Source organism: Bacillus sp. FJAT-27225 (assembly GCF_001685025.1).
Classification (GTDB): Bacteria; Bacillota; Bacilli; order Bacillales; family Cytobacillaceae; genus Bacillus_D.
The window spans coordinates 145,903-163,760 of the sequence record NZ_MAYU01000025.1 but is presented as its reverse complement, the minus strand read 5'-3'; the positions used below and the strand labels follow the sequence as shown (position 1 = coordinate 163,760).

Below are 17,858 nucleotides of genomic sequence, written 5' to 3'. Positions count from 1 at the left end.
TTTTCCGTCAATTATGGTATTACTAATTATAAGATCAGGTGGAACTATGGAAGCGATATTGTTTGTTAACGAAAGATGTTTGATACCAACAGAAGAACAGAGCATGGCCGTATGCGCATTACGTGAGGAACTTGGCCTTATACCTGCAATACTGAACCCTTGGCAGTTATATACGTATTATACAAATTTCCATGCTCTTCTTTTCGACCTTAAAAAACATTCAAAACAAGTCCCTTTTCTCATTGTATATTCAGAGGAATGTGCTAAGGATTTTATCAAAACCTATCCTGCTCGCTGGCTGCTCCTAAAAAGTTTTTTCAATCAGGTAATCTTTCTTGATAGTGCTGCCACTAACCTGCCTATACAACCCTTCTAGCCATGTTTGATGCTGTTTTTTTCTGGATAAAGGTAAAGGGACACTCACACAGGGAGGGTTCTATATGGAAAAGGAACATGCAATGCATAAAGATGGAGATTTTGACGCATCGAGAGTAGACGAAGTGGTTGACCGCATCGACCAGGATCAAATGAATGAGAAGCTTCATGATTTTGAAGAGTTCAAACGCTACCTTGGCAAACGGGTAGAGCTCGGTAAACGGCTTGGCTTGAATGAAGAGGAGCTCGCTGTTGGTGCACAAAAAGTTGCCAATTACCTGTCCGACCATGCACAGCCTCAAAACCGTGAAGAAGCTCTGCTTATGAATCTTTGGCAAGTCGGCAATGATGAAGAACGGCATATGCTCGCCCATATGCTTGTCAAATGGGCGGATAGTTAAGAAGAGCACAGAACACCACGTGACAGACAAAGGGCGTCTGTCCATGTGATTTTATGGGCAATAGTCACTGGAGTTTAACGAAAAAAATAAAGTTGTGAAAAATTCATATTTTTCACAGTAAAAAACACCGGTGAAATTTACCGGTGTTTTTTAGGCTTACTAGGTTTTCCGCCACCAAAGATTGGGTACGGTTATAGCAATAAGCTATGTTCTATTCTATTAAAAAGCTGTTCTGGCACCCAAGTAGCGAGGCTTCCAGTATGAGTTAGACATATCTGTAATCATAACACCTGATGACGACGCATGGATAAATTTATTATCTCCAATATAAATACCTGCATGTGAAGGTCCAGCTTTGTAGGTAGTGTAAAATACGATATCACCCGGTTTTACCGAAGAAACTGGTTTAGTCGCATCCCAGATTGTAGCTACTGTACGTGGGATTGTTACGCCAACTTTTCCAAAAACATATTTAAGGTATCCGCTGCAGTCAAAACCTGCTGGTGTATTCCCTGCCCATAAATAAGGAGCTCCGAGATGTTTTTTCGCTTCAGTTATAAGCGCATCGACCGTTGATGTGGTTGATGCTGTTGTTGATGTTGTTGTAGCTGTGGTTGTTGCTGATTTGACTTGTGTTGCTGTTGCAGTTCCCGATACTTTCAATACTTGTCCAACATAAATGATGTCGCTTGTAAGGCCGTTAAGTGACTTAAGTGACGAAACAGTTGTCTTGAAGTCTAAAGCAATATGGGACAAAGTATCACCGGATTTAACTGTGTAGGTGGAAACATTTGAACTCGAAACAGCTGGTGTAGACGCAACAACGGTTGATGTGCTTCCAACATTAAGGACTTGTCCGATATGGATTATGTCAGATGTTAATCCATTCCATGATTTTAATTGGCTGACAGTTGTATCATAATTTCTTGCAAGCCCCCAAAGGGTATCACCGGATTTAACTGTATGTGTTGCATTTGTTGTTTTTACAGTTGTTGTTGCAGCCGCTTCAGGTGCGGACACTTTTAAAGCCTGATTAACATAGATTGTGTCGCCTGAAAGGTTATTCCATTGTTTCAGCTGCGAGATTGTCAGATTGTAATTTTGCGATATTCTCCAAAGGCTATCGCCAGATTTAACATTATATATTTCAGAAGCACTAGCTTGTCCACTAAATGATCCAAACATAATTCCGGCTGCCATGGCTGAAGTTGCGATTTGTTTTTTCATGGTGTCATCTCCTAAATTTGTTTGCATTTCCATCTTAATGTATTTTTAAACAGGAAAAACACCTCTAAATTATGGTCATACAGGAATAAACCTCCACCTACGGAAAATAAATCCTCTAATTTTACATGGTAATATTTGCCCAAATCCCCATCAATACTACCTTTTTACCTTCTTTTTCTTTTTCTCATGAAATCTTAATGTAATAGAATTGTAATATAGTAAGATAGTTTTCTTTTTTGGCACAGGAATGTAGAAATATCGTAACAATCGGACCCATTTTTCCACCTTGCTCAAACCTATAATTAACCTATAGAACATCATGTTTATGTTGCTTTCCTAGAAACACAGACGCATGACAAAAATATATGAGAAGCATGGTGATGAAAATGCAAGGAATGGGACATCCACACAGAAACGGACACCCAGGCGGGCATCCAGGCGGCCATCCGCACGGCAATATGGGACTTGGACCCAAAATGGACTATAATGAAAATCCGTTTATTGTAATCTGGGAAGTAACAAGGGCTTGCCAGCTGAAATGCGTACATTGCCGCGCCGATGCCCAGCTAACCAAGGATCCCCGTGAACTAAATCCCGAGGAGGGCATTGACTTAATCGACCAAATCTATGATATGGGCAACCCGATGCTTGTTTTTAGCGGCGGAGATTGTATGATGCGCGAGGATTTGATGGAGCTTGCGGATTACGCAGTCAAAAAGGGCATGCGTGTATCAATGGTGCCAAGTGCTACCGAAAATGTGACAAAGGAAAAAATGAAGCAGGCAAAGGATGTCGGTTTATCCCGCTGGGGCTTCAGCCTCGATGCTCCAAATGCTGAAATACATGATGCATTCCGAGGTGTTCCAGGTTCATTCGACATGACAATTGAAAAAATCAAATACTTAAACGAGCTTGAAATGCCGCTTCAGATCAACACCGTTATTTCACGCTATAATTATGACCATCTTGAAGAAATGTCTAAGCTTGTTGCTGAACTCGGTGCAGTAATGTGGTACATCTTCCTGCTTGTGCCAACAGGACGCGGCCAGGAAGACAAGTGCATCACTCCTGCCGAACATGAAAAGGTATTCCGTTGGCTATATAAACTAAGCAAAACAGCTCCTTACGACATTAAGACAACGGCTGCCCAGCATTATCGCAGGGTTGTCCTCCAGGAGAAAGCCCGTGACCATTTAATTGACCGTGGGGAGATTCGGTATGAGGATACAATGACGATGGACCAGGAAGGCATCATTGATGGGTTGAAGCGTGCCCCACAAGGCGTAAATGATGGCAATGGCTTCATTTTCGTCGACCATATCGGAGATGTTTTGCCAAGCGGCCTTCTTCCAATCGTAGTCGGAAACGTCCGCGAACAGCCTTTGGCAACCATCTATCGGGAATCAGAAGTTTTAAAAAACCTCCGCCAGCCTGATAAATATAAAGGTAAATGCGGTGTATGTGAATTTAATAAGGTTTGCGGCGGCTCCCGTTCGAGAACCTATGCAGTCACCGGAGACTATATGGAGAGCGAACCATATTGCGTCTATATTCCAAAGGCAATGCGCGGAAAAGATGCAGTTACGGTTTAATTCAAACGCAAAAAGACAGCCTGAAATTTGGCTGTCTTTTTTTCTGGCATCGGTTTTGCCGGACGAACTGGCGAGTTTGGTTTTGGGTTAAAATAATGAGACCGAACACTTTACTATTAGTCCGCTTGGGATACTAATTATTTTTCACTAGCACTACTCAGAGATTCACTAGGCAATCCACTTCGAAATCTAGTAATACTCCGAGTAGTACCATAAATAACTTAACCGTCTGACACTTTATTACTAGTGAAAATCAACTTGCACATGCTCCCCCCTCTCCATCACCTTAATTAAGCATCTTCAATCACTTTTCCAACAGTGGCCAGACTTTCTTTTCAAAATCCCTATAATCGTCAAGATAGTAATCCGCATCTGAATTTCTGTTTTGAAAAGAAAGTGTTCGTATGCCGAGAATCCTGGCAGGCTCCAAATCGAGTGCCCTGTCCCCAATCGCGAGGTCTATCCGGTACTTGTCGTGAAGATACCGGTAGGCTTGAGGGTCGGGTTTTCGCGGGAATCCGTCTTCCTGCCCGACAATTTCAGTAAAATAATGATAGAGTCCATGATGTTCAAGAACTTTTTGCACATCTTCCTTCTCTTTATGAGTCATAATGACGTTTGTATCAGCCATCTTCAAAACTTCTTCTATTCCCGGAAAAAGCTTGAATGCATCCACTCCAATCAGCCTGACTTCTCTTCTCATCCGCGCGCTCTCTTCTTCGGTCAACTTAAAATAGGAAAAAGCATGTCCAAAGGAAACTTTGAGCTGTGATCGCACTTCTTCTTCCGGTATTCGATTCCCAGTGACTTCCCTGAATAATTTTGTATAAGAAGGATATGTATCAAAAATGGTTCCATCAAAATCCCATAAAAAATTCATTGTGATCCCCTTTCTGTGAACAGGCTTTCTTTTACACCGTTAAATATCCTAATTTTTGGGTATATAAATAGTAGACCAGCAAGAATGGAGGTTACCCATGCTTAAGTTTACGAAAGCAGGCATTGCCGCGTTCTTACTTGCCTTTGGCATTGCAGGCTGTGGTGGTGCCGAAGATCCGGCTCCTCCTGTCGTTGATGAAGATGGCAAAAAACAAAGCGACCGTCCGAGTAACGATACAGGAAAAGACAGCCCTAACACTGATCCCGAAGACCTTGATCGCGAAGAATATGAACAATAAGCAAATCAAGGGGTGATAGAATGACTAAAAACGAGCATCAATTACTTGACGAGGAACGACTTGACGATGAGCAGATTGCTGAAAATATGACGGACTTGGTCAGCATTATTAATGCTAAAGGCGATACAAAAAAAATCGAAAAAATTATCGCCGAAAACCCAAGCTGCTGTGATGACAACTCAGATGATCGGCAATAGGAAACGACATGATTTAGTATTCTTTCAAAATCCCGAGCCTCTCTTTATCGAGGTACGGGATTTTTTTAAGCTTTAATATGCTTTTGCCCAAATGATCATGTGTTCTGCTTTTTCCCCGCAGCAAACACATTTGTCGGAAACCTTTTCCTGCTCAAAAGGCATGCAACGCGATGTGGCGCCGGTTTCTTCCTTGATTTTATCCTCACACTCCTGTTTGCCGCACCACATTGCCTTAATCATACCTGGACTTGCTTCAAGGCTAGCCTTGAATTCATCCAGTGTTGTTGCGGTGGAAGTTTTCTTTTCCAGCAACTCCTTTGCACGGGTGAATAAGTTATTCTGAATCTCTTCGAGCAGAGAGGATAGTTTTCCTTCAAGTCCATCAAGCGGAGTGACAAGCTTTTCGCCAGTGTCTCTTCTAACTAGAATAACCTGGTTCTTCTCTATATCTCTAGGCCCAGCCTCGAGCCGCACAGGCACACCCTTCATTTCATACTCATTAAATTTCCAGCCAGGTTGTTTATCACTGGCATCGATGCCGACCCTGAAATCATCTGACAGTTTTTCTTTTAAATCATAGGCGAAATCTAAAACGCCTTCTTTGTGCTGTGCTATTGGGACAATCATTACCTGGGTTGGAGCAGCCTTTGGCGGAATAACCAGTCCCCGGTCATCTCCGTGAACCATAATCAGCGCTCCAATTACCCTGGTGGTGAACCCCCATGATGTCTGGTGGACATGCTGGAGCTTCCCTTCCCTATCCAAAAATTGAATTCCAAACGCTTTGGCAAAACCATTGCCAAGGTGATGGGATGTTGCCGATTGAAGAGCTTTTCCATCATGCATCAAACTTTCAACGGTATACGTGAATTTGGCTCCCGCAAACTTTTCCTTTTCCGTTTTTTGCCCTTTAATCACAGGGATGGCAAGTATATTCTCAAGAACATCCGCGTACACATCGAGCATCCGCTTTGTCTCTTCATGGGCATCCTCATCCGTTTCATGGGCAGTATGGCCTTCCTGCCAAAGAAACTCAAGCGTACGCAGGAATGGGCGCGTTGTTTTTTCCCACCTGACTACGTTTGCCCATTGATTATAAAGCTTAGGCAGGTCACGATAGGAGTGAATGATGTTCTTGTAATGCTCACAGAAAAGCACTTCAGAGGTCGGCCGGACTACAAGCCGCTCCGCAAGTTCCTCTGATCCTCCGTGTGTGACCCAGGCTACTTCTGGTGCAAAACCTTCGACATGATCCTTTTCTTTTTGAAGCAAGCTCTCAGGTATGAACAATGGCATATAGACATTTTCATGCCCTGTCGCCTTAATGCGAGCATCAAGCGCATTCTTGATATTCTCCCACAACGCGTATCCATAAGGCCGGATGATCATCGACCCCCTGACCGATGAGTAATCAATCAGGTCGGCTTTTGTGACAACATCGGTATACCATTGTGCAAAGTCGACATCCATCGCGGTAATACTTTTTACAAATTCCTTTTGCATGATTCTCTCTCCTTTTCCTTTTGAATTTAGCGTTCCGTCCCCAAACCAATACAAAAAGGCCATAATCCCTATAAAAAGGGACCATGGCCTGGCGGTACCACCCTAATTCGCAAGGAACTTCCTTGCGCACTTATCGTATAACGGAACGCTCCGCCGTATCTTCGCAAATTGCCCGATACAGAACTCCGGGGCAGGTTCAAATGTGCAGCCTGGAAGCCTCTCAGCATGCGGCTTCCTCTCTGGAAAGGTTGCGGTCCATTTTACTAGTCCCCATCACAGTTTCGATTGTTTTTTCAAAATTATATTAAATTACGGTATGCCAAGTCAAATTTTTACTGGCTTTTTGGTTCTCTGAAAAAAAACCAGACAAATCTATAGGTTCGGCAGGCAAGTTACAAGCTTCGGCAGAATGTAGAATGTAGCCAATTGTTGGCATTGGACACGTTTCAAGCTTTGGTGACGTTCAAAATGTAACCAATGAATCCTATTGGACACGTTTCGAGTCCTGGAGACCTTCAAAATGTAACTAATAAATCCTATTGGACGCGTTTCGAGTTCTGGAGACCTTCAAAATGTAACCAATAAATCGTATTGAACTCATTTCAAGCGCTGGCGACATAAAAAGTATAGCCAATAATCTGTACTTTTAAACGAATTTCAATCTCACAGAGTACTCTCGTCCGTGTCCTGGTGCTCACAAGCACCTGCACCTCCCCTAATACTGTTAGTTTTCCTCAGGAAGGCATGTTTGATATGATGAACAAAATACGTTTGAGGAGACAGCTATGATTCGTACAATATCGTTCAACCAGGCCGGGGAAGTTGTTGAAAATTTGCCGGTGGAAAGTCTTGCCGGCAATGATTCCGATAGCTGGTACTGGATTGATTTTAATAGTCCTACTGATGATGAAGTATCCGTTCTTGCCAGTCCTCTCCATTTTCATCCTCTTGCCATTGAGGACTGCCTCCACAGGCTGCAGAGGCCAAAGCTGGATTATTACGAAGGATATTCCTTCTTTGTGGCACATTCGATTAACCAGGAAACGCTCGAGAAAGAGGAAGTTGACATTTTTCTTGCCGAAAATTACATCGTTACTTTTCATAAGCACCCTTCTTCTGAAATAAGCGAAGTTTGGCGCAGGGTACTTTCATCGAAAAATCGCGATAGCTATAGCCCGTCGCTTATCCTTTACCACATATTAGATCAACTCGTTGATAATTATTTTCCGCCTTTGTACAGGATTGAGGATGAGCTGAATGAAATGGACGAAGCCTATACGGGCGGCTCAACAGAAGGTTTGTTAAAAGAGGTTTTTGATATTAGGAAAAGCTTGTTGATGCTGCGCCATACTGTTGCACCAATGAGAGATTTGATCTATAGGATGCTCAACTCTCAAAAACTTACGGAGCTGCAGCTTCGGAGTGCTTATTTCTCCGATATTCATGATCACTTGCTGAAGCTGACCGATTTAGTTGACTCCAACAGGGAACTCACGAAGGATATCCGCGACAGTATACTCTCCATGAATAGTCACGAAACCAATCGGGTAATGAAGGTTTTGACTGTCATAACGACTATATTTATGCCATTAACGTTTATTGCCGGGATTTATGGGATGAATTTTGAATATATGCCGGAGACTGTTTGGAGATACGGGTATTTTGCAGCTTTGGGTACAATGGGATTGATTGGTTTGGCAATGTTCCTGTTTTTCTGGAGAAAAGGGTGGTTTAAATAATTTTAGGCTATTCCTTTTACAAGGATTGATTTGCTAAGAATAGTTTCGTGGATTAATCCTCCGCCCAGACCACCGATTAATCTTCAAAACGCGGTTTCGTGGATAAATCGCAGCGCCGAAATCACAGATTAATCTTCTAAACGCGGTTTGGCAGATAAATCTCAGCGCCGAAACCACAGTTTAATCTACTAAACGCGGTTTCGTGTATTAATCCTAGTGTGCGAATCGTCATTTAATGCTACTAAATGAAGTTCGGACTCCCACTTAGCATACGAATTAATGATATAAATTCCACCCAACCGCCTAATATGAACCTAATTCGCCCACAGAAAAGAGCTGCACCATCCTTCGGTGCAGCCCTCTTCCTTACCATTCCTTATATTCTACTTTTCCGCCAGTCAAATCGAGTGTGTTGCGTTCGCCTTTATACAGGAGCTTATCGCCTTCTTTTACGATAAGGTTTTCATAGGTGAATACTTCTTTTCCATTTGGTAAATGAACAATGACTTTACGCCCATGGTCAATCTCAGGCGCTTCTATTTTAATTGTACTTTGTGCGTATTTGCTGAATCCCACCATGAGCCCGATGCAGACTAGCAAGAAAGCAAACGCAGCAATCCACTTGTACAAACTGGATTTTTTAGGTTTCATATGGTGTAATTCGAACCTTGTCACTTTGTCTCCCCCGCTATCTTTATTATTTTGAACTAGGCTATAGCCTGTTCTTCTATACACAGTTATACCCATCAAAAATTGGATTTAATCAACTTTCAGAAAATTCCGTCCACCTATTTACCGTATGCCTGTTTGGGGAAAAAATGCATAAGGTTCGTATTTTGTTTCCCACAACCAAACTATGGAGGTATAATTGAGAAAGAATTCAGACAGGAAAGAGGCGATTTTTTACTTGGAAAAAGGACATACGAATGATATTGTAACTATGCTTGCCGACTTGGTTTCAATCCCAAGCCCAACAGGCAATACCGAAAAAGCGATTGCTTACGTAGAGGCGTTTCTCGGCGATCTCGGCGTTGAAATGAAACGAAATCGAAAAGGCGGGTTAATCGCAACGCTTCCTGGAAAAAACAACAACAGACATAGGATGCTGACTGCCCATCTTGATACATTAGGGGCGATGGTCAAGGAAATCAAGCCAAGCGGACGACTGAAAATCGACTTGATTGGCGGATTTGCCTTTAATTCCATCGAAGGAGAATATTGCACGATTGAAACAAGTTCAGGCAAGACATATTCTGGAACTATCCTAATGCACCAGCAATCGGTACATGTCTATAAAGATGCTGGAAAAGCCGAACGGAACCAGGCAAATATTGAAATTAGAATTGATGAGAAGGTACATAGCGCTGAAGAAGTGCGCGCACTTGGAATAGAGGTAGGCGATTTTGTTTCTTTCGACCCAAGGGTCCAGGTAACGGAGTCAGGTTATGTAAAGTCTCGCCATTTGGATGATAAGGCTAGCGTAGCCATCCTCCTCGAGTTAATCAAAAAGGTCAAAACAGAAGGAATCGAACTCCCCTATACAACTCATTTTCTCTTCTCAAACAACGAAGAAATTGGATACGGCGGCAACTCGAATATTACACCTGAGACAGTCGAATACCTGGCTGTAGATATGGGGGCAATGGGGGATGGCCAGCAAACCGACGAATATACCGTATCCATCTGTGTGAAGGATGCGAGCGGCCCTTACCATTATGGATTAAGGAAAAAATTAACCCAGCTTGCCGAAGAAAAAGGGATTCCTTACAAGCTTGATATTTATCCTTATTACGGATCGGATGCTTCAGCAGCAATCAGGTCCGGGCACGATATTGTCCATGGTCTTGTTGGCCCTGGCATTGATTCCTCGCATGCCTTTGAAAGGACGCATCGCTCTTCCCTAGAACACACTTTCTCTCTTCTGGTTGAATACGTCCAGACTGAAATGGTGATCTAACCCAATGAGGGGATGGCACAAATTTGTGGCATCCCCTTCTTTTTTTTATGAGCCAACACACTAAATAATGCAGTTTAAAAGGAAGTAGGTATAAACATGGCTTCACTATTTAAAAACTACGCCTGGTCTATCATTCTTTTGACAGCTCTCTTAATCGGAGGAATAGCGGGAATCGTTTTTGGGCCGGATGCCACAGTTGTAAAGCCGCTAGGGGATTTATTCCTGAATCTATTATTAACCATTATTGTTCCTCTAGTATTCTTTAGTATTTCAGCAGCGATTGCCAATATGGAAGGTATGAAACGGCTTGGAAAGATTATGGGCAGTATTTTCCTCGTGTTCTTCCTTACCGCCGCCCTTTCTGCAATCATCGGCTTTATTGGAACTACACTTGTTAATCCACTTGAAAATACTGATATTTCTGCAGTTGAAAAATTAATGGAAAATGCCGAAACTGAAGAGGTAAAAGACATATCGCTTGCCGACCAATTGGTTGCCACGGTTACGGTCCCGGATTTTATTAATCTTTTTTCCAGAAGCAATATGCTTCAATTGATTGTTTTTTCGGTGCTGTTTGGCCTGGCCACAGCAATGGCTGGTGAAAAAGGCAGGCCTGTAGCGGGTTTTCTTTCGTCGGCAACTGAGGTCATGATGAAGGTGGTCAAGCTAGTCATGTACTATGCTCCAATTGGGCTTGGAGCTTATTTTGCAGCCGTGATTGGTGAGCTTGGCCCGCAAATTTTGGAGGGCTATCTTCGGACGTTCCTTTTATACCTTGGCCTTACTGTCATTTATTACTTTGGCTTTTTTACTTTGTACGCCTTTTTGGCAGGAGGCAAGGCCGGAGTACGGACGTTCTGGAAGCACGTCATTACTCCTTCCGTAACAGCGATTGCAACCTGTTCAAGCGCTGCCAGCATTCCTGTCAATCTTGAAGCAACAAAAAGGATGGGTGTTCCGAAGGACATAGCAGAAACGGTTGTTCCCCTCGGTGCGAATACCCATAAGGACGGTTCCGTTTTTGGCGGTGTTCTAAAGATTGTTTTCTTGTTCGGACTATTCGGGAAGGACATGACGAGCCTCTCCAGCATTTTGAGTATCCTTGCTGTCTCGTTCCTGGTCGGGGCCGTGATGGGGGCCATTCCTGGCGGTGGTATGATTGGCGAAATGCTAATTATTAGTGTGTTCGGTTTTCCTCCGGAGGTCCTGCCAATAATAGCCGTTATTTCAACGATCATTGACGCGCCTGCAACACTTTTGAATTCTACAGGAAATACGGTTTGCGCAATGCTTGTGGCCCGCCTTGTCGAAGGGAAAAATTGGCTTAAGAACTCTCTCGCAGCCAGGACTGCCCAATAAATAAATTAGCCTCCCTGTTTCGCTCCTTCCTTAACCGGGTAAAGAAGAATAGAGCTACTTTCAAAGGAGGCTGCAAACATGAACAAACATGAATCAAAAGGTGCATTCGACCAGCTTACCGGCGAGGCAAAAAGGGCAGCCGGCAAACTTTCAGGAAATGAATCGTTAGAAGCCAAGGGCAATGTAGAAAAAGGCAAGGGCAAAGCCGAAGAAAAACTGGGCCATGCCAAAGAAAAACTCGCCAGCGAATTCAACGATCACATCGACAAAATGAGATAAAGTGATAACTAACCATGTGGGAGGGTTCTTGTTTGCCAACGAGAACCCTCTCCTTTTCCGGCAAACAGTGACAGTTCTTCCTCGTCGCGGCAGTGGCTTCCTACGCATGTTTCAAAATCGCGGGATAATATAATCCAATCTCCTCCAAACCTTCGTCTGTGAGAATTTTCCCAACCCTTTTATATCTGCCTCCATACATACTGCTAAATCTCTTAAATCCGCTATATTACTGCGTTTTCTGCCAGACAACTAACCGAAAACACGTTCGATTTGTCGAAAAAAACATGCCGAAAGTCCTATTGTTTCACTAGTTACCCATGCTACTATGAGGGAAAGGGCAAATTTTACGAAAGTAAAAGACGCAAAGCCACGGGCCTAAAACAAGTAATTGTCATGGCAGCCGGGTTGCAGGTACGCTATAACTTAAAATCACTACCTGATTTGCCTTTTAAAACGGCGAAGGGGTCGTAGACATGAAATCCATATTAGTTGCTGATCGTTCCATCCTTATCCGAGGCGTACTTAAACAGAAGCTTCATAAAACAAAGTACAGAATTACAGGGGAAGCTGAAAATGGTAAACAGGCCGTAGAAAAATTTTTGAATACAGGCCCTGATATCGTTATGCTCGAATTTCTTATGCCTGAAATGAACGGGTATGAAGCATTGAGAGAAATTATCCGGATTAATCCGGAAGCATCGGTTTTTATGATGTCCACTTTCAAGGACAAGTGCCTTATCACTCAATCACTCGAACTTGGGGCAAAAGGTTTTTTTCAAAAACCAGATTTTGAAGGGTTAGTAGCTTCATTTGAACAGCTAGAGATGGCCCGGCACATACATAGCTAGCACAGGTGTTAATTTAGTTCCGTCCCAGCTTTCCTGCTAAGCCTTCTTCCGAATTTGCCCAAAAACGCCCAAATTTCTAAATTTGGGCGTTTTTTGTATATTTTTTACAAGAAAATTATTCCATCCCTCTTTGTCAGTGATATGATTAATATGCTGTTAATTTATTTTAGGAGGGGGACAGTTTGCGGAAGCTGGCTATGATTTTACTCATCTTATCAATCCTATTACCAGGATGCCGTGTTAACCAGGAATCCCAGAAAGATTTACCCGTTTCAGCAAAAAAACAACTTTCACCAAGAGACTATTTAAGAGATAACTATACTCCTATCAACATTAACAGCACGACCGATTTTTCAGATTTTGCATTATTAGAAAAAGATGTTCTGAACAACACTGTATTTTTGACCGGGGAATATCATTCTGTCCAGTTGAATTTTCCCATTCAGACAAAGCTTCTCTTCTACTTGAATCAAAAAGCCGGTGTTACCCGTTATCTCGCAGAGGTTCCATATTCAGTTGGTGAATACTATAATCTGTATCTTAAGACAGGAGACGAGAAATTATTTACCTATCTTGCCCTAGAGGCCCGCGGCACTCATGGTGAAATTGATGATACATTTACGATGCTTAAGAATATATATCACTATAATAAAGAATTACCCGAAGAAAAACGGATTTTCTTTTTAGGAATTGATGGAGAAACTGTCCCAAATGTTGCATTATCTTATATAAATATGCTCATTAAAGAAAAGCCGTTGTCTATAGATGGATTGGAACTATTCAGCCGTATTCTAGCATTTATTAAGGAAGATGGAAATGGGTTTGAGCAAGGAACGGATGAAAAGTATAAGGAATATGTCAAAAATTTAATTGAACATGTCGAGGATAAGAAGGAAATGTATAAGAACTTGCTTGGAGACGACTTCGATTCTTTTATGTTTACGATTAAAAATTTGCAAAATGGAATCAATGAAATGGAAGCATTAAAAATAAGCGCAGGCGAATTTAATGTGGTCCGAGAAGGAATTTTCAAAAAAAACTTCGCTTACTGGATTCAAAAACTAAACCAAAACACGAAATTTTTTGGCGAATGGGGCAGGGATCATATTTTTCTTTCGGAGTTAGCAACCCGTGACCCCGTAAACTATTATTCAAAACAAATCCCGCACCTCGGGCAAATCCTTAATGAGGAAATTCCTAGGACGAAGGGCAAGGTTATTTCAATTGCATATATGTATAAGGATTCTCACAGCTATCAACCGCATTCTAACATTCGTTCTGCCCCATTCGAGGATGATTTTTTTGATATTGAAAAATTAGACATGTTTGCGGAAACAGATACCACACTTTTTAAGCTAAACGGAAAAAACTCGCCTTTTTGGAAAGAAACTCTATTTCTTGACAGGCCAATTAAAGACGGAACAGCCAATTATTTTCAGTACGCTGTCTTAATCAAAAATTCAAAAGCTTCACAAGCATACTTTAAAAAATAACCGATGAAAACGGCGGTGCCCCAATGGCCCGCCGTTTCTAATTCCTTTAATTATTTTTCTGCCACGATGCTCCCTGGAGGCCTTTTCCCCCACTGAAGTTCTCTGATTGATAGCCCGAACGACATTTGCAGATGCGGGTAATCCTTAAAATTTTGCCAGTCCCCGCCCCATTCAAAACCAAGCTCCTTGGCTATTAGAGCAACTTCTTCCCAATCGCTTTGGCTATTACCGTTCATATCGTATTCCATATCCCAAATCAGGTTTCCATTCTTGGCAACGAGGGCAAAATCAACTGCAAGGCCGAAATTATGATATGATTCGCCCGCCCTGGCGTGAGTGACGATATTGCCCTCGGCGGTCCTTCCTTTTGCGTATAAAGCCTCTTGCTCCTCGTGACTGCGAAAACCTTCGGTGATTTGTATGGTGATGCCTTTTTCGGCTGCCCTGCTGACGAGTATATCTGCTTTTTGTTTTACCTCTGGATGTAGTTCCGTTGGCATAGGTGCATCTTTTCCAGGATAAAAAAGTCCGGGATAGCCCGATGCCCTCCAGACAAGGAAAAGCACGCCAGCAAGCAGAACCACAAAAGCAAGGTTTTTCATTCTTCCTGCTTTCCGCTTTCTTCTTGAATGTTTCATTGCACTCTCTCCAACAAAAAATCTATGGTAAACATGATACCATTTTACCCTTTAATCGGAGAGTTGCCATTACTTATGCTTGTCGAATTGGTACTCTTCCAGAATTCTCTTTCCCAGCAGCTTGTAGCCATTTTCATTTAAATGCAGCACATCGCTGAAATAGTCCTCTTTGTCCTTCCCTTTAAAAAGGTCATTCGTTGGAACATAGGCAACCTGGTCTTTAGTATTAACAAGTTGAATGGTTGCCTTGTTCCACTCATCGAGTATTCGTTCAACTCTATCGCCGCCTTCTGGATAAGGGTTGTAAAGGCCGAGTACAAGCATTGGGGCTTCTTCATTCGCAGTCTTTAGAATGTCAATGATTAGTTCAAGGTTTTGGATATACTGGTCCTGGCCAATTTTGATTTTTTCAAGATGCAGCTGCTTTAAATGCCCGCCATTGCTATTTATAAAGTCGTTTGTTCCTATAAACAGAATGAAGTAATCAGCATTCTTTAAGCGTGCGGCAGTTTGAGGATCAGCCAATTCTTTTAAAACCCCTCCTGATTCTCTTCCTTTAACACCATAGTTTTCTATTTTATATGATTCACCAGGATATCGCGCATTTAGTTCGTGTTCAAGCTTCTTTACGTATCCTTGCTCGTCCCTGTCACCCTGGCCGTAGGTTAACGAATCACCAAATGCCATTATGACTGTTTTGCCTTTGTCTGCCTGCCCATTATTTGCAAATATAATATAGGCTGCCAGACCCACCGCTGCCAGCAATAAAGTAAACATGATGATTTTTGCGCTTTTCATAGATGTCCTCCCAAATATATCTCTCTTTATTCTTTATTCTATACCCAACTACAAACCTCTAAATCTAACAACTACTGTTAAAAAAGCAGCTTCTTTCCTGCCGTTTGCAAATAAGCTATTTATGTAGTATTCTTTAAAATAAGATGATAAAATATTCTGATAAATACATATTATGTACTATAGGACTATGGAATTGAAGGACCTCATACATTCTAGACACAGCTGCCTGCTCCTTTGCCTTGGCAGTTTTTTTGTACACTGTGTTGGACTTTTTTACGGAAGGAAGGTGTACTCCTTGTATTTCCATCTTTCGGCTGCACTTCTTTTTTGGTCAATCGGTTTACTCATCCCCGCTCCGAACGATCATGCTTCACTCACTTTTGTACTGATGGGTTTCATAACCTTCCTGTTGTTTTTGAACGAGTGCCTGGAGACAACAAAACAGAAACTGTTAAAAGACGCATTAAACGCTGAGAAAAAGAACATCCGTGAACTTTCTTCGTTTACTGGCAGGCTTGTCGGAATTCAGAATAATAAGTCCCCTTTTTCTGATTGTTTCACCTATATTATTTTTTTTAATGGAGAATACGAAGTTCCGTTATTTTGCAAAAGAGAGGAGGTTATTAAAAAAATACAGCAACTCGATGAAGGAACGTGTCTCACTGTCTATTACAGCAACTATATCCTTATAGAGGTCGAAAGCGTGCACCGGATGGATCTAGAATCTGTCGCTCAAGATGAACAGCTTTCGGTTTAAAATGAATCAATTCTACACTCTGCCCATGACAGGACGATTAAGATTTGTTTACGTTTAGGTTATTTTTCACATTAACAAAATTAGACTGTTACACTAGTAAAGAACCCTCTATTTCATCCATCTACTGGAAAGCCAAAGGATATCCATTAAAAGGGGCTGAGAAGATGGACTACGCAGAGTTGCAAAATTTAGTCGAGGAATTAAGTGAAGTTCCTTATATCGAGTCCGAGGTGACGCATATTTTCACATCGGGAAATAGGAAGCTGCTTTCTTTGCAGTATTCGAAAGCGGAGAAACAGTTTCTTGTCAGCCACATGGAATTAGGGCAGACAATCCTTTACAACAAAGCAGAACAGGCAGCTGCTGCCATCTTGGAGGCATTGGAGTCTTTAGAAGGTACGCCATCAAATTTGTAAACAAATTGAATATTCTTCTTAAAAAGCCGGAATTTTTTCACTATTCCGGTTTTTTATTTCGATAAACGGGAATAGAAATAGATGAGAAGGAAGGAATAGCCATGTGAGAAATATTGGCCTGCCGAATGGCTAAAGGCCTGAACGGGGAGGTATTACTATAAAAAGGCACCATTCTATCAGAAGCAGTAACAGCCACAGCGTCCAACGGTATTCCACAGGCATCGGCTACTCCATTTTCGACTATTCGCGTTTTTCGAACAAGGTCGTTTGTGAACCTGCAAGCGGCGGATATGAACGGGACAGCTATTCCTACAAACAGGGAGCCGGCATTATTTATAAACAGCCACTCGAACAACTATGAACAACCAGGGCGCCAAATAAGCGCCCTCTTTTCTTTCTCCCGATTTTTTAAAGCGCCCGAATATACTAGCGGCAATAGAACGCAGCGGGCGAACCCGCTAATGACGTTCCACATCATTTCATTCTTTCTGCCATTCTTTCGTTATGGCTTTTAAAAAACAGAAGCATGTCATCTAACAGTTGAGCTGCTTGTTTCTTGTCCCCTTTTTCGACAGCTGCTTTCAGTCGAGGGTAAATGAAATGGCCTTTTAGTTTAGAAGCTCCCTTGCCGTGCATCTTTTCATGTACCCTTTTTAGGAACTCCTCCCTTGTCATCTTGCCCTCTTCCAGCTGCCTTCTAAGCGATTTGATTTCCTCGATTCTAGCCTGCTTTTCCTGTTTCCATGATTCCCGTCTTGGAGCCATTTCAGCACTCATCCATTTTTCGTGGAGCTGGTTTCTTTCTGCAAGGACTGTTCTCCACTCCGCTGCTTTGTCAGGGGTGTAGGTTTCTGCCCAGGATTGCAATTCAGCTTGCTTTACTTCAAACGGAATCCTTTCCTTGCTGTGTCTTCCCATTGGACAATCATGGATTTCGGTTTCATTATGGTTTTTTTCTGGGTTTTGAACCATTGTATTCGCGGCTGCAACGGATGGGAGCACGAGCAAAAGGCTTACGATGGCCGATACTAAACGCATTAAATTCATCTCCTTTTCAATCGCTTCACACACGGTTACTATTTCCAATTTATATAGAAATAT

At 42.2% G+C, this 17,858-nt stretch carries 20 protein-coding genes, 1 riboswitch and 1 other annotated feature; of the genes, 13 read left to right on the top strand and 7 right to left on the bottom strand.

Annotation, left to right across the window (positions count from 1 at the left end):
• Positions 1-46 precede the first annotated feature (46 nt).
• Both A8F94_RS23295 and A8F94_RS23290 read left to right on the top strand, forming a co-directional pair.
• Positions 47-376, top strand: coding sequence for a hypothetical protein (locus A8F94_RS23295; protein ID WP_066206478.1), 330 nt, complete (start codon positions 47-49; stop codon positions 374-376).
• A gap of 64 nt (positions 377-440) precedes the next feature.
• Complete coding sequence (locus A8F94_RS23290) at positions 441-776, top strand: DUF3243 family protein (protein ID WP_066206476.1); 336 nt, start codon at positions 441-443, stop codon at positions 774-776.
• A gap of 219 nt (positions 777-995) precedes the next feature.
• Here A8F94_RS23290 and A8F94_RS23285 read toward each other — a convergent pair whose 3' ends face one another.
• Positions 996-2,003: a C40 family peptidase gene (locus tag A8F94_RS23285; RefSeq protein WP_066206466.1), complete on the bottom strand. Its 1,008-nt coding sequence runs from the start codon at positions 2,001-2,003 to the stop codon at positions 996-998.
• Between the two features lie 386 nt (positions 2,004-2,389).
• On the opposite strand from A8F94_RS23285, the gene A8F94_RS23280 reads away from it, so the two are divergent.
• Entirely contained in the window at positions 2,390-3,595 is a 1,206-nt protein-coding gene (locus A8F94_RS23280) for a TIGR04053 family radical SAM/SPASM domain-containing protein (RefSeq protein WP_077247907.1), read from the top strand.
• Between the two features lie 304 nt (positions 3,596-3,899).
• Here A8F94_RS23280 and A8F94_RS23275 read toward each other — a convergent pair whose 3' ends face one another.
• On the bottom strand, positions 3,900-4,475 hold the full coding sequence (locus tag A8F94_RS23275; RefSeq protein WP_066206463.1) for an HAD-IA family hydrolase: 576 nt from the start codon (positions 4,473-4,475) through the stop codon (positions 3,900-3,902).
• A gap of 97 nt (positions 4,476-4,572) precedes the next feature.
• Here A8F94_RS23275 and A8F94_RS23270 point away from each other — a divergent pair, with 97 nt between their 5' ends.
• Together A8F94_RS23270 and A8F94_RS25990 are read left to right on the top strand one after the other, a co-directional pair.
• On the top strand, positions 4,573-4,773 hold the full coding sequence (locus tag A8F94_RS23270) for a hypothetical protein (RefSeq protein WP_066206460.1): 201 nt from the start codon (positions 4,573-4,575) through the stop codon (positions 4,771-4,773).
• 20 nt (positions 4,774-4,793) lie between these two features.
• Positions 4,794-4,970, top strand: a complete 177-nt coding sequence (locus A8F94_RS25990; protein WP_175384505.1) for a hypothetical protein — start codon at positions 4,794-4,796, stop codon at positions 4,968-4,970.
• 72 nt (positions 4,971-5,042) lie between these two features.
• Here A8F94_RS25990 and proS read toward each other — a convergent pair whose 3' ends face one another.
• Positions 5,043-6,473: a proline--tRNA ligase gene (proS, locus tag A8F94_RS23265; protein WP_139070167.1), complete on the bottom strand. Its 1,431-nt coding sequence runs from the start codon at positions 6,471-6,473 to the stop codon at positions 5,043-5,045.
• Between the two features lie 73 nt (positions 6,474-6,546).
• Positions 6,547-6,759, bottom strand: a binding site (T-box leader).
• A gap of 499 nt (positions 6,760-7,258) precedes the next feature.
• On the opposite strand from proS, the gene corA reads away from it, so the two are divergent.
• Positions 7,259-8,212 (top strand): magnesium/cobalt transporter CorA, encoded by a 954-nt coding sequence (corA, locus tag A8F94_RS23260; protein ID WP_066206457.1) that lies wholly within the window; start codon positions 7,259-7,261, stop codon positions 8,210-8,212.
• A 366-nt stretch (positions 8,213-8,578) separates the two neighbouring features.
• Here the strand turns inward: corA and A8F94_RS23255 are convergent, their stop codons facing one another.
• Positions 8,579-8,887, bottom strand: a complete 309-nt coding sequence (locus A8F94_RS23255) for a hypothetical protein (RefSeq protein WP_066206454.1) — start codon at positions 8,885-8,887, stop codon at positions 8,579-8,581.
• A 265-nt stretch (positions 8,888-9,152) separates the two neighbouring features.
• Between A8F94_RS23255 and A8F94_RS23250 the strand changes: the two genes are divergently transcribed.
• From A8F94_RS23250 to A8F94_RS23230, 5 genes are all read left to right on the top strand, one after another.
• Positions 9,153-10,169, top strand: coding sequence for a M42 family metallopeptidase (locus A8F94_RS23250; protein WP_066206965.1), 1,017 nt, complete (start codon positions 9,153-9,155; stop codon positions 10,167-10,169).
• A 96-nt stretch (positions 10,170-10,265) separates the two neighbouring features.
• Positions 10,266-11,528: a dicarboxylate/amino acid:cation symporter gene (locus tag A8F94_RS23245; protein ID WP_066206451.1), complete on the top strand. Its 1,263-nt coding sequence runs from the start codon at positions 10,266-10,268 to the stop codon at positions 11,526-11,528.
• A 78-nt stretch (positions 11,529-11,606) separates the two neighbouring features.
• Positions 11,607-11,807 carry a CsbD family protein gene (locus A8F94_RS23240; protein ID WP_066206448.1) on the top strand — a complete coding sequence of 67 codons (201 nt, stop codon included), beginning with the start codon at positions 11,607-11,609 and terminating at the stop codon, positions 11,805-11,807.
• A gap of 326 nt (positions 11,808-12,133) precedes the next feature.
• Positions 12,134-12,220, top strand: a riboswitch (cyclic di-GMP riboswitch).
• A gap of 60 nt (positions 12,221-12,280) precedes the next feature.
• A complete protein-coding gene (locus A8F94_RS23235) occupies positions 12,281-12,655 on the top strand; it encodes a response regulator (protein ID WP_066206445.1) in 375 nt (124 codons plus the stop codon).
• Between the two features lie 182 nt (positions 12,656-12,837).
• Positions 12,838-14,148 (top strand): hypothetical protein, encoded by a 1,311-nt coding sequence (locus A8F94_RS23230; RefSeq protein ID WP_066206441.1) that lies wholly within the window; start codon positions 12,838-12,840, stop codon positions 14,146-14,148.
• Between the two features lie 50 nt (positions 14,149-14,198).
• Here A8F94_RS23230 and A8F94_RS23225 read toward each other — a convergent pair whose 3' ends face one another.
• Both A8F94_RS23225 and A8F94_RS23220 read right to left on the bottom strand, forming a co-directional pair.
• Entirely contained in the window at positions 14,199-14,786 is a 588-nt protein-coding gene (locus A8F94_RS23225; RefSeq protein WP_254660934.1) for a M15 family metallopeptidase, read from the bottom strand.
• A 69-nt stretch (positions 14,787-14,855) separates the two neighbouring features.
• Positions 14,856-15,584, bottom strand: a complete 729-nt coding sequence (locus tag A8F94_RS23220) for a GDSL-type esterase/lipase family protein (RefSeq protein WP_066206438.1) — start codon at positions 15,582-15,584, stop codon at positions 14,856-14,858.
• A gap of 295 nt (positions 15,585-15,879) precedes the next feature.
• Here A8F94_RS23220 and A8F94_RS23215 point away from each other — a divergent pair, with 295 nt between their 5' ends.
• Positions 15,880-16,341, top strand: coding sequence for a hypothetical protein (locus A8F94_RS23215; RefSeq protein ID WP_066206435.1), 462 nt, complete (start codon positions 15,880-15,882; stop codon positions 16,339-16,341).
• Between the two features lie 164 nt (positions 16,342-16,505).
• A complete protein-coding gene (locus tag A8F94_RS23210; RefSeq protein WP_066206432.1) occupies positions 16,506-16,757 on the top strand; it encodes a hypothetical protein in 252 nt (83 codons plus the stop codon).
• Between the two features lie 474 nt (positions 16,758-17,231).
• Here the strand turns inward: A8F94_RS23210 and A8F94_RS23205 are convergent, their stop codons facing one another.
• A complete protein-coding gene (locus A8F94_RS23205) occupies positions 17,232-17,795 on the bottom strand; it encodes a hypothetical protein (RefSeq protein WP_066206429.1) in 564 nt (187 codons plus the stop codon).
• Positions 17,796-17,858 lie beyond the last annotated feature (63 nt).